The sequence below is a fragment of the Micromonospora desertarenae genome, assembly GCF_056150265.1.
In genome coordinates this window covers 19,832-31,345 of the sequence record NZ_JAXCFQ010000008.1, presented here as the reverse complement: position 1 = coordinate 31,345, position 11,514 = coordinate 19,832, and the positions used below count along the sequence as shown (strand labels likewise).

Sequence of the window (11,514 nt, the reverse complement as noted above, 5' to 3'; positions counted from 1 at the left end):
CCCACCGTTGTCGTGACGGGAGAGAGGACCGACCATGCGAGTGCCGAGCCGAAGCCCGGGGCACCAGCCCGGTCCGCCCGCGGCGTCGAGCGCCCCGGCCCGTCGGCGGCCGCCGGCCGGCCCGTCGCGCCGCGTCCCGTCGCCCGGCCCCGACCTGGACGCCTACCGGGCGGCGGTGGCCGAGCTGCTGGTGGAGGTCGGCGCGCTGGCCACCGCGCCGTCCACCGCGGCCCGGCAGGTGCTGATCGACGCCCGGCTGCGCGAACCGGCCATCGCGGCGGTGCTCGACGCCACCCCGCAGGGCTTCGTCGGTGCCCGCGAGACGCTGCTGCTGGAGATGGCCCGCTACCAGCCGAACGAGCGCAGCTCGGCCGCCGACCTGACCGCCCTGGTCCGGATCTACCTGCTCTCCCGGATCGACGTGATGTGGTGGCGGGACGCGCCCACCTACCTCACCGACGAGCAGGTCAACGCCAGCCAGGACCTGGTGGACCTGGAGTGGCTGCGCCGGCGGGAACTGCTGCGCTTCCGCTACCAGGAGCAGCCGGCCACCATCCTGGGGCGCGGCGTGCGGGCGCTGCGCCGCCGGCTGCGGCCGGACGCCACACCGCGCACCGCGGGGCTGCTGTTCCGCCGGGCCCGGCGGGAGATGGTCGCCTTCCTCAACGACGTCGCCCGCGAGTTCGCCGCCAGCACCCCACCGGGCACCCCGCCGCTCTGGGTGACCAGCCTGGTCCGCAGCGCCGAGCACCAGTACCGGCTGCGCCGCCTCGGCTACGCCGCCATGGTGCCCAGCGGGCACTGCCTCGGCTGGGCGGTCGACGTGGAGCTGGCCTGGTACGAGCGGTTCGGCGCCCGGGAGACCCTGGCCGCGCTGCTGCTGGCCCGGCAACAGGCCGGCGAGGCCAACGTGGTCGACGAGGGCCAGGCCTGGCACGTCTGCCTCGCGCCCGGTGCGCGGCGGCGGCTGCGCCGGGCGTACGAGGCCGAGATGGGGATCTGAGCGATGTGCGGCATCGTGCTGAGCCTCGGCCCGGAGGCCGACCCGGCGATCTTCCGGCGGATGCTGACGGTGCTCGCCCCGCGCGGCGAGGTCACCGAGACCCGGTACGAGAACGGCCTGCTCGCCGGCGTCCGGCGGCTGCGGGTGGTGGACCGGGAACGGGCGGTGCAGCCGTGGACCTCCGCCGACGAACGGTGGGTGCTCTGCTACAACGGCGAGGTCTTCAACCACCACGAGCTGCGCGGGGAGCTGACGCGGCTCGGGCACCGGTTCCGCAGCGTCAGCGACACCGAGGTGGTGCTGGCCGCGTTCCTGCAGTGGGGCGAGCGGATGGTGGACCGGCTGCGCGGCGAGTACGCCTTCGCCATCGTCGAGCGGGCCACCGGCCGCGCCTACCTGGTCCGCGACCCGCTCGGGGTGAAGCCGCTCTACTGGACCCGCACCCCCGGCTGCCTGCACCTGGCCAGCGAGGTCAAGGCGCTGGTCGGGCACCGCACCCGGATCGCCGAGGTGCCGCCCGGGCACCACGGCTGGGCCGACGCCGACGGGCGGGTGCGGCTGCGCCCGTACCTCGACCTGCTCCGGCTCGGCGAGGGGCTGCCGGTGGTGGACGACCCGGACGAGGCCGCCCTGCTCGTCCGTGCCGCCCTGACCGACAGCATCCGGGTCCGGGTGGACACCGACCTCACCGTGGGGGTGGTGCTCTCCGGCGGGTTGGACAGCTCGCTGGCCCTGCTGCACGTGCGCGAGATGCACCCGGACTGTGTCGCGGTCACCGTGGGCGTGCCGGACAGCCCCGACGTGGCGTACGCCCGGCGGCTCGCGGCCGACCTGGGCGTGCCGCACGAGGTGGTCGAGCTGCGCCCGCGCGACATCCGGCTGGCCGAGATCCGGGACGCGATCCGGATCTCCGAGCTGACCGAGTACGGCGACATCATCAACGCGGTGGTCTCGGTGCCGATCTTCCGCCGGCTGCGGGAACTCGGCGTCAAGGTGGTGCTCACCGGCGACGGCTCCGACGAGCTGTTCGGCGGCTACCCGATGTACCACGAGGTCGGGCCGGAGGCGTCCCGCCGGCTCTTCCTGCACCGGATCCGCAACCTGTGCCGGACCGAGTTGCAGCGGGTCGACCGGGCCAGCATGGGGCACGGGGTGGAGGCCCGGGTGCCGTTCCTCGACCGGAACGTGGTGGAGCTGGCGATGCGGCTGCCGGTCACGCTGAAGCTGCGCGAGGGTCAGGAGAAGTGGATCGTCCGGCGGGCCTTCGCCGACCTGCTGCCGGACTACGTGCGGCGGCGGCCGAAGAACCCGATGTCGTACTCGTCCGGGCTGCACGAGCGGGCCCGGCTCTACAAGCCGCTCTTCGCCCGGCTGCACCGGCAGTTCGGCTACCACCTGCTGGAGCCGGTCCGCCGGGACTTCGACACCGTGCTCACCCGCTGCGGCAACGACCTGGACCGGGCCATCGCGGCTGGCCGGGCCCGGCCCGACTACACGGTGCTGGAGCACGCCCGCGACCTGGTCGGCGCGGCGCGGTGGAACGCCGCGCCGATGGTGCGCCGACTGGTCGGCCCGCGCCGCACCCGCGGCGACGAGGAGGCACCGCTGCCGGGCTGAGCCGACGCGCCCCGGTTGACTCTGACACGGTGTCAGCGCCGACCGTAGGGAGCGCCATGTTCACCATCGGAGACTTCGCCAGGCTGGGCCGGGTGTCGGTGCGGATGCTGCGCCACTACGACAGCATCGGCCTGCTCCGCCCGGCCGCCGTCGACCCGCACAGCGGGTACCGCTACTACACCGCCGAGCAGCTGCGCCGGCTCAACCGGGTGATCGCCCTGAAGGAGCTGGGCCTCACCCTGGCCCAGGTGCAGGCGATCCTCGACGACGCCGTCGACGTCGCCGAACTGCGCGGCATGCTGCGGCTGCGCCGCTCGCAACTGGAGGCGCAGGTGGCCGCGGACACCGCCCGGCTGGCCGGGATCGAGGCGAGGCTCCGGATGATCGAGACGGAGGGTCGGATGACCACCCAGGACGTCGTACTGAAACCGATCGCGCCGGTGCGCCTCGCCGAGTTGAGCGCCACCGCCCGCAGCTACCAGACCGAGGACGTCGGCCCGGTGATCCAGCCGCTCTACCCGGAGCTGTTCCGCCGGCTGGACGCCGCGGGGATCCGGGCGAGCGGGCCGGGCATCGCCTGGTACTCCCCGGCCGGCGAGCCCGGCGGCGAGGCCGTCGTGGTGCACGCCGGGGTGGTCGTCGGCGTCGACCCCGACCCGGCGGCCGGCGTCGCGGTCGTCGACCTGCCGGCGGTGCCCGCCGCGGCGACGGTGATCCACCACGGCCCGATGGACGAGGTGGAGCAGAGCATGCAGGTGCTGGCCCGCTGGATCGAGGAGAACGGCTACCGGGCCGACGGGTTCGCCCGGGAGGTCTACCTGGACTACTGCCCGGACGCGCCGGAGCAGGGGGTCACCGAACTCCAGCTCCCGGTGCGGCACGGCTGACGGCGCCACCGCCGCCCGCCGCGACGGTGGGCGGCGGTGGGCTCAGCCGTCGGCGTCCGGCCGGTCGGTGGCGGTGCGGATCCGGTCCACCAGTTGCTCCAGCACGGCGACCTCGGCCCGCAGCGCGGCCCGGCCCTGCCGGGTGAGCCGCACCCAGGTGCACGGACGGCGGCCCTCGTAGCCCTTGGTCACCTGGAGCAGGCCGGCCTCCTCCAGGATGCGCAGGTGCCGGTTGAGGTTGCCGTCGGTCAGCCCGAGCTCGTCGCGCAGGACCGCGAACCGGCACTCGTGCGCCTCGCTCAGCACGGTGAGGATGCCCAGCCGGACCCGCTGGTGGACCACGTCGTCCAGGGCCGTGGCGGGGTGCGGTGGGTGCTGCTGCGTCACGCGCGGTCCGGACCGCGGCCGGACACCAGCCGGACGGCGGCGACCGCGAGCAGGGGAAGTGCCATCAGGACAAGATAGTGGCCGGGCCGCAGCCCGAGCTGGCCGCCGAGGCCACCGCCCCCGCCGAGCAGCCGGCCCGCCCAGCCGGGCAGCGCGCCCAGCGGGAACGAGGTGCAGAGCCAGGCCGTGAGCAGGCCCATCCACACCCCGGCCGCGAGGAGCCCGGGACTGCGCTCGGCCCGGCCGAGCACCACGACCGCGGCGGCGAGCGGCAGCAGCGGAGTGAGCAGCCCCGGCCAGTACGGCCCGTCGGGCGCGGCGAGCCCGTCGGGCACCGGACCGGTCGGCACCGCGGCGAGCACGGCCAGCAGGGCCAGCACCCCGAGCCCGGTGCCGGCGACGACCGGCCACGCCACCCGGACGCCGAGCCGCCGCGCCCGCCAGCGGTACCAGAGGCCGATGCCGGCGAACAGCAGCGGGGTGCCGACGAACCAGAACGCGTATGAGGCCACCGGGCTGCGCTGCTCGTCGGGCAGCCCGGCCCACCAGGGGTGTTCGGCCGCGATGGAGGTGGTGGAGGTCAGCGGGTGCCGGTAGAGCGCCGTGCTGGCCAGCAGCAGTACGGCGATGCCGAGGGCGGGCAGCCAGGCGCCGCCGTGGGCGCGCCGGTGGCTGCGTCGGCGCAACCGCTCCAGGGCGGCAAGGGTGTCTTCGGCCTGTCCGGTGGCGCCGGGCTCCATGGCGTACTCCCATCTGGCTTTGCGTCAGCGATAGCTTTGCAATGCAAAGCTTATGGCCGGCGCGGCGCGTCGGCAAGACCCCGGGGCGCCGGACGGGCGCCTCCCGGAAGGTGGCACCCGGGCGGGCGGTCGGCTCGGACGGGGCGTGGCCGCACCGGCCGGGGGTAGTAGCCCGGACATGGCGGGACTGGACGTGCTGACGGTCGGGCAGGTGGCCCGGGATCTCGTGCTGCTGGTGGACGAGGTGCCCGCGGCCGGGGGCAGCGCCCCGGTGCGGCGGCGCCGGGAACTGCTCGGCGCCAAGGGCGCCAACCAGGCCGTCGCGCTGGCCCAGCTCGGCGCCCGGGTCGGGCTGCTCGGCGTGGTCGGCGACGACGAGGTGGGGGAGCGGCTGCTCGCCCGGGCGCGCGCCGACGGCGTGGACGTCGGTCCGGTGGTGCGCCGGGCGGGCACCCGCAGCGGGCTGATCGTCGACCTGGTCGACCGGGCGGCCCGCTGGCGCTACCTGGAGGACCTGCCCGAGGCGACCCTGCTCACCCCCGAGGACGTCGCCGCGGCCGCCGACGCGCTGCGGAGCGCCCGGGCCGTGCTGGTGCAGTTGCAGCAGCCACCGGCGGCGGCCCTCGCCGCGGCCCGGGTCGCCCGGTCGGCCGACCGGCTGGTGGTGCTCGACGGGGCGCCCGAGGACCCGGCCGCCGACGAACTGCTGGCCCTCGCCGACGTGCTGCGCGCGGACGCCCACGAGGTCGAGCTGCTCACCGGCGACGAGCCGACCGACCCCGAGAGCGGCCTGGCGGCCGGGCGGAAGCTGCTGCGGCGCGGCCCGTCGCTGCTGGCCGTCGAGGTGTCCGGGGTCGGCAACGCGTTCGTCTGGCCGGACGGGGAGGTGTTCGTGCCGCTGAGCGAGACGCCCACGGTGGACGACACCGGGGCCGGGGACGCGTTCGTCGCCGCGCTCACCCTCGGCCTGCTCCGCGACGAACCCCGCGACCGGGTGGCCCGCTTCGCCGTCGCCGCCGCCGGCGCCACCGTCGGCCACCCGGGCGGCCGCCCGGCGCTGAGCACCGAGGCGATCCGGGCGCAGCTCGACCGGATCCCGGACCGCTGACCCCGGCCGGTGCACCGGCGCGCGCGACGCGCCGGCCGCCCGGATCGGAGGCAGCGCGCGGTGGCCGGTCCGCCGGCCGTCGCGGCGCGCCGGAGGGCGTCAGCTCACCGGAAGCTGGTAGCGCCGCTCGCCGCCGCCGCTGGCGGTGGTCAGCCGGACCTCGCCGCTGCGCAGGCCGTACGTCACCGACCAGCGGGTGTGTGCCTGACGGACGTCGGTGAGGATCGCGAAGGCGGCCGGTGCGTCGGCCACCCCACCGGTGCGGCTGAGCGCCTCGGCGATCACCTGGTACCGGCGGTCCTCCCGGCGGCGCTGCTCCGGCACCCCGGCGACCGGCACGTTGGTCAGCGCCTGCCAGCCGCCCGATCCCCGCTCGACGCGCAGCCGGCCGTCGGTGAACTCGACCACCACCGAGGCGCCGGTGGCGTCGGCGATGAGGTAGTGCAGCGGCGGCCCGCCGTCGAAGTCCACGTTGTACCGGTGGAACACGGCGACCGCCTCGTCCACCGTGGCCGCCTGGTCGAGCACCAGCCGCAGGATGCGTACCGACCCGACGGTCGGCTTGCCCGGGTCGCGGTCGGCCCGGGCGCCGTCGTCGGCGGCCAGCCCCACCGCCAGGCCGCGTTCGTTCATGCCGTCGAAGGGCAGCAGCGGGGCGTTGAGCAGCCGCCGGTCGCCGGTCGGGTCGGCACCGACGCCGAGGTAGGACATGTCCACCACGGAGATGCTCGCGTAGCCGTCCGGCGGGTCGGTGCGCAGCACCATCGCCGGGTTGGCGTCCCAGTCGAAGTTGCGGGCGAACAGCGGCCGGGCCGGGTCGCCGGCGGCGACGAAGAGCGAGCAGCCGAACGGCTTCGTGGTCGGGTTGGCGTCCGTGCCCACCGTCGGGTCGTACGCCCCGACGTAGGTCATCTCGTAGAGCGGCAGGTCGTCGACCTTGCGCAGGCTGGTCAGGGTCTGCTCGACCTGGCCCGGGTCCTGCCGGGAGGCGATCGGCGTGCCGGTCACGGCGGGCGTGGCCGGTGCGGGGCCGGCCGGGTCGGGTGTGGAACAGGCGGTCACGGCCAGCACCAGGGCGACACCGGCGCCCCACAGAGTCCTCCGCATATCTGTTGGACGCTAGGGCAGCGATAGACGGTTGTCCACCGGCCCGGTTTTCGGTCCGCTGGAGCCGGGTACCTGAACCGCCACGAACGAGAGGCAGGTGGCATGAAGCGCAACGAATACCACGTCGTACCCAACGGTGGCGGCTGGAAGGTCGAGCGGGGCAACCAGGTCGTCGGCACCTTCGACACCAAGCAGCGTGCCGTCGAGGCGGGCCGCGAGGCGGCGCACGGCAACGAGCCGAGCCAGCTCGTCGTGCACACCGCGGACGGGAAGATCGAGACGGAGTACACCTACCAGGACGACCCGTACCCGCCCGCGGGCTGAGGCGAGCGGCTCCGGCCGCTGACGTGGCCGGGCCCGGCCCCCGAACGGGGACCGGGCCCGGCCTGTCGCGTGGGTTACCAGCCCAGGTAGCGCGGCTGGGTCTGCACGTTCAGCTCGCGGTACCGGACCAGCTCCGCCGTCCAGGTCCGCCAGTCGGTCAGCTTCAGTACGTCGAAGCCCTTGGCGATGTCGTTGGAGTAGATGTAGCCGTTGTAGTAGTACGCGGACCACGAGCCGCCGCCCACCGGCGCCTCCGTCGAGATCGGCCCGCGCTCCCAGAACGCGATCTCCTTCGGGTTGGCCGAGTCGGTGAAGTCCCACACCGACACGCCGCCCTGGTACCACGCCTGGACCATGATGTCCCGCCCGAGCACCGGGATCAGCGAGCCGTTGTGCGCCACGCAGTTCTCGGTGTCGGCGTTGGTCCGGGGGATCTTGAAGTAGCTGCGGAAGACCATCGTCCGCTTGTCACCGCGGCCGGTGATGTCGTAGATGGCGTCCGCACCCCGCTTCGGCCCGACCGTCTCGTTGCAGGTCGCGGCGCCGCCGCCACCCAGCTCGTCGGTGAAGACGACCTTGGTGCCGGCGTTGTTGAAGGTGGCCGAGTGCCAGAACGCGAAGTTGGTCGTGTCCCGGACCCGGTTGATCACCCGGGGCGCCTCGCGGTCGCGGATGTCCATCAGGATGCCGTCACCCATGCACGCGCCCGCGGCCAGGTCCTTCTGCGGGTACGCCGTGATGTCGTGGCAGCCGGTGGTCGCCGACTTCTCGCCCGGCACGCCCTCGTAGCCGCCGTCCGGGAACAGGTTGGGCGTGGCCACCACCGCCGCCGCGGTGGGCTTCTTCAGCGGCACCTTGACGATGGAGATGGAGTCGTGCGGCGGCTGGCAGTCCGGGAACTCCGCCCGCGGGCTGTACGAGGAGACGTACAGGTAGACGGAGCGGTTGTCCTTGGCCGGCACCAGCGTGTGGGTGTGCGAGCCGCAGGCCGTCTCGACGGACTTGATGTAGCGCGGGTTGGCCTTGTCCCGGATGTCGAAGATCTTGATGCCCTCCCACGACTCCTTCTCCGTGGCCGGCAGGCCGGTGCTGTTGCACGAGTCGTCGCTGCGCGGCGAGTCGGTGGAGAGGAAGAGCAGGTCGTCGTGGACGGAGATGTCGTTCTGCGAACCGGGGCAGAACACCGACGACACCACGGTCGGCGCGCTGGGCCGGGAGATGTCCCAGACGACGAAGCCGTTGTAGTTGCCGGCGAAGGCGTACCGGCCCTGGAACGCCAGGTCGCTGTTGGTGGCGTCCAGCGGGGCCTGCTTGGGCAGGTTGGCGATCAGTCGCAGGTTGGGACTGCTGACGATCTCGTCGACGCCGGGAATGGTGTTGGTGGTGTCCACTGTGCCGGCCGACGCCGGCTGCGGCGCCAGGCCGGCGCTGCTCGGTGGTGCGGTCACGACGCTGGCCAGGAGCAGCCCGGCCGCGGCCAGGCTGACGACCCTGAACCGCCGGGTCCGCGGCGTGGGGAATCTGATCATCGGCGAGCCCTTCGCAAGGGGGGTGACGATTGTCCACACCTTACCGTCCGACGACAGGTGTCGATGTGACCTGGGTCACATCTCATCAGGTCCGTCAATGGATACCATCGCGGTGACCTCGACCTCAGGGAGTGGCCCATGACCAACCGGCGCGCGCGGACCCTGGCCGTCGTCACACTGGCCCTCGTGCTGCCGCTGGTGGTCCTGATCGTGGTCCGCGCCAGCGCCGACCCGGCGTCCGACGCGGCCCGGCCGGCCGCCGCGACCGCCACCCCCGCCCCGACCGGTCCGCCGGTCATCGTGCCCGGCCGGCCCGGTGAGTCGGCGGCCGTCCGCCCCGCCGAGCAGGTCCGCGCCGCCGAGCGCCCGCACAACGCGATGGACGTCGAGTTCGTGCGGATGATGATCCCGCACCACGGCCAGGCCCTGGCGATGGCCGAACTCGCCCCCGACCGGGCCGCCGACCCGGACGTGCGGGCCATCGCCGACCGGATCCGGGCCAGCCAGGGCCCGGAGATCGGCATGCTCCGCGGCTGGTTGCAGACCCGTGGCCTGCCCGAGCAGGTCGACGGGCACGACCACGGCAGCATGCGCGGCATGCAGTCGGCCGAGGCGATGCGCCGGCTCGCCGACGCCCGGGGCGCCGAGTTCGACCGGCTCTTCGTGCGGATGATGACCGAGCACCACCAGGGCGCCATCGAGATGGCCACCGAACTGCTCAAGGTCGGTTCCGAGCTGACCCTCTCCGAGTTCGCCAACTCGGTGGCCACCGAACAGTCCGTCGAGATCGACCGGATGCGCGAACTCCTCGCCTCCTGACCCGCCCGGCCCGCCGCGACGATCATGGACCGCCCGCCCGACCGACCGGGCACGTACGCTGGGTGACCGTGAACCGCACGATCTTCGGCCGCCCGCTGCGCAGCGTCGCCTTCGACGCCTTCGTCTCCGGCGTGGTGGTGCTCTTCGCCGTCGCCGGCGTCGTGGCCCAGCCGGGCGGGTGGAAGGCCACCCTGGTCGGCGTGGCGATGGCGGTGGCGCTGCTGTTCCGCCGGACCCACCCGTCGGCGGTCGCCGCCGTGGTGGCCGTCCTCGCCCTGGTCCAGGTGTTCGCCGGCTGGGGCCCGCTGGCCTTCGACCTCGGCGTGCTGATCGCCCTCTACAGCGTGGTCAAGTACGCCGACCGGCTCCGCGACGGGATCCTGGCCGGCGCGGTCGCCGCCGTCGGGGTGGTGCTCGCCGCCGTGCAGACCAGGGGAGTGCTCTCCTGGTGGACCACGGCCATCTACTTCGCCCTGGTCACCGGGGCGGTCTGGCTGATGGGGCTCAACGTGCGCACCCGCCGGCTGTACGTGCTCAGCCTGGAGGAGCGGGCCGCCACCCTGGAGCGGGAGCGCGAGGCCGAGGCGCGGGCCGCGGTCGCCGGCGAGCGCACCCGGATCGCCCGCGAGCTGCACGACGTGGTGGCGCACAGCATGGCCGTCATGATCGTGCAGGCCGACGGGGCGCGGTACATGCTCGACCGCGACCCGGAGACCGCCCGGGCCGCGGTCAAGGTGGTCGCCGACACCGGCCGGGCGGCGCTGGAGGAGATGCGCCGGCTGGTCGGCGTACTGCGGGAGGAGGGCCGGCCGGAGACGGCGGCCGGACCGGGCGCGGCGGCCGAGCCCGGCGGCGCCGGGGTGGCCGCGGACCCGGAGCGCCGCCGGCTGGCGCTGACCGAACTGCCCGCGCTGCTGGACCGGTTCCGGGCCGCCGGCCTGCGGGTGCGGCACACGGTGACCGGCGAGCCGGCGTCGCTGCCGGCCGGGCTGGAGCTGACCGTCTACCGGGTGGTGCAGGAGGGGCTGACCAACGCGCTCAAGCACGCCGGGGTCGGCGCCGCCGTCGAGGTCACCCTCGCCCACGAGCCCGGCGCCGTGCTGGTCGAGGTGGTCGACGACGGGCGCGGCCGGACAGTGGTCGGCCCGGCGCCGTCCGGCGGTCACGGCCTGGTCGGCATGCGCGAGCGCGTGGCGGTGTACGACGGCAGCCTGACCGCCGGACCCCGGCTGGCCGGGGGCTGGCAGGTGCGGGCGCGGCTGCCGCTACCGTCGAGCGCCGGAACGGAGGTGGTGGCGGCATGACGGTCCGCGTGGTGATCGTGGACGACCAGGCGCTGGTGCGCGCCGGGTTCCGGATGGTGCTCGACTCCCAGCCCGACCTCGAGGTGGTCGGCGAGGCGATCGACGGCGCCGACGCGCTGCGGGTGCTCGACCGGGTCGCCGCGGACGTGGTGGTGATGGACATCCGGATGCCGACCATGGACGGGGTGGAGGCGACCCGGCGGCTCTGCGCCGGGCGGCCCGCCGGGCCGCCCCGGGTGCTGGTCCTGACCACCTTCGACACCGAGGCCGACGCGTTCGCCGCCCTCCGGGCCGGGGCCAGCGGGTTCCTGCTCAAGAACGTCCCGCCGGAGGAGCTGCTGGCCGCGATCCGGGTGGTCGCCCGGGGCGACTCGGTGGTCGCCCCGTCGATCACCCGGCGGCTGCTCGACCGGTTCGCCGGCCAGCTCGGCCCCGGCCCGACCGAGGATCCCCGGCTGGCCCAGCTCACCGAGCGGGAGCGGGAGATCCTGCTGCTGGTGGCGCAGGGGTTGTCCAACGCCGAGATCGCCGCCCGGGTACACGTGGCCGAGGCCACCGTGAAGACCCACGTGGGGCGGATCCTGGCCAAGCTCCAGCTCCGCGACCGGGTGCAGGCCGTGGTGCTGGCGTACGAGAGCGGGCTGGTGACCCCCGGCGGCTGAGCCGGCGTACGACCCAGGTCGTACGGG

At 74.5% G+C, this 11,514-nt stretch carries 12 protein-coding genes; 8 read left to right on the top strand and 4 right to left on the bottom strand.

Features of this window, described 5'->3' with window-relative positions:
* Positions 1–34: 34 nt before the first annotated feature.
* From SM577_RS17945 to SM577_RS17935, 3 genes are read left to right on the top strand one after another with little or no spacing between them, the layout of a single operon-like run.
* Complete coding sequence (locus tag SM577_RS17945; protein ID WP_474587453.1) at positions 35–1,003, top strand: DUF5715 family protein; 969 nt, start codon at positions 35–37, stop codon at positions 1,001–1,003.
* Between the two features lie 3 nt (positions 1,004–1,006).
* Entirely contained in the window at positions 1,007–2,620 is a 1,614-nt protein-coding gene (locus tag SM577_RS17940; protein ID WP_474587452.1) for an asparagine synthetase B family protein, read from the top strand.
* Between the two features lie 56 nt (positions 2,621–2,676).
* On the top strand, positions 2,677–3,507 hold the full coding sequence (locus SM577_RS17935) for a MerR family transcriptional regulator (RefSeq protein ID WP_302922307.1): 831 nt from the start codon (positions 2,677–2,679) through the stop codon (positions 3,505–3,507).
* 42 nt (positions 3,508–3,549) lie between these two features.
* Here the strand turns inward: SM577_RS17935 and SM577_RS17930 are convergent, their stop codons facing one another.
* Together SM577_RS17930 and SM577_RS17925 are read right to left on the bottom strand one after the other, a co-directional pair.
* Positions 3,550–3,894 carry a winged helix-turn-helix domain-containing protein gene (locus SM577_RS17930; protein WP_302922308.1) on the bottom strand — a complete coding sequence of 115 codons (345 nt, stop codon included), beginning with the start codon at positions 3,892–3,894 and terminating at the stop codon, positions 3,550–3,552.
* Positions 3,891–4,634 (bottom strand): hypothetical protein, encoded by a 744-nt coding sequence (locus tag SM577_RS17925; protein ID WP_474587451.1) that lies wholly within the window; start codon positions 4,632–4,634, stop codon positions 3,891–3,893. Before SM577_RS17925 ends, SM577_RS17930 begins: the two co-directional genes overlap by 4 nt.
* Positions 4,635–4,812: 178 nt before the next feature.
* Between SM577_RS17925 and SM577_RS17920 the strand changes: the two genes are divergently transcribed.
* A complete protein-coding gene (locus tag SM577_RS17920; RefSeq protein ID WP_474587450.1) occupies positions 4,813–5,742 on the top strand; it encodes a PfkB family carbohydrate kinase in 930 nt (309 codons plus the stop codon).
* 99 nt (positions 5,743–5,841) lie between these two features.
* Here SM577_RS17920 and SM577_RS17915 read toward each other — a convergent pair whose 3' ends face one another.
* On the bottom strand, positions 5,842–6,849 hold the full coding sequence (locus SM577_RS17915; protein WP_302922311.1) for a linear amide C-N hydrolase: 1,008 nt from the start codon (positions 6,847–6,849) through the stop codon (positions 5,842–5,844).
* A gap of 102 nt (positions 6,850–6,951) precedes the next feature.
* On the opposite strand from SM577_RS17915, the gene SM577_RS17910 reads away from it, so the two are divergent.
* Entirely contained in the window at positions 6,952–7,173 is a 222-nt protein-coding gene (locus SM577_RS17910) for a DUF2188 domain-containing protein (RefSeq protein WP_302922312.1), read from the top strand.
* Positions 7,174–7,247: 74 nt separating this feature from the next.
* On the opposite strand, the gene SM577_RS17905 is transcribed toward SM577_RS17910, so the two are convergent.
* Positions 7,248–8,702 carry an LVIVD repeat-containing protein gene (locus SM577_RS17905; RefSeq protein ID WP_302922313.1) on the bottom strand — a complete coding sequence of 485 codons (1,455 nt, stop codon included), beginning with the start codon at positions 8,700–8,702 and terminating at the stop codon, positions 7,248–7,250.
* A 138-nt stretch (positions 8,703–8,840) separates the two neighbouring features.
* On the opposite strand from SM577_RS17905, the gene SM577_RS17900 reads away from it, so the two are divergent.
* From SM577_RS17900 to SM577_RS17890, 3 genes are all read left to right on the top strand, one after another.
* Positions 8,841–9,521, top strand: a complete 681-nt coding sequence (locus SM577_RS17900) for a DUF305 domain-containing protein (protein ID WP_302922314.1) — start codon at positions 8,841–8,843, stop codon at positions 9,519–9,521.
* A 62-nt stretch (positions 9,522–9,583) separates the two neighbouring features.
* Positions 9,584–10,825, top strand: a complete 1,242-nt coding sequence (locus tag SM577_RS17895) for a sensor histidine kinase (RefSeq protein WP_474587449.1) — start codon at positions 9,584–9,586, stop codon at positions 10,823–10,825.
* Positions 10,822–11,487 (top strand): response regulator, encoded by a 666-nt coding sequence (locus tag SM577_RS17890; RefSeq protein ID WP_302922316.1) that lies wholly within the window; start codon positions 10,822–10,824, stop codon positions 11,485–11,487. Before SM577_RS17895 ends, SM577_RS17890 begins: the two co-directional genes overlap by 4 nt.
* Positions 11,488–11,514 lie beyond the last annotated feature (27 nt).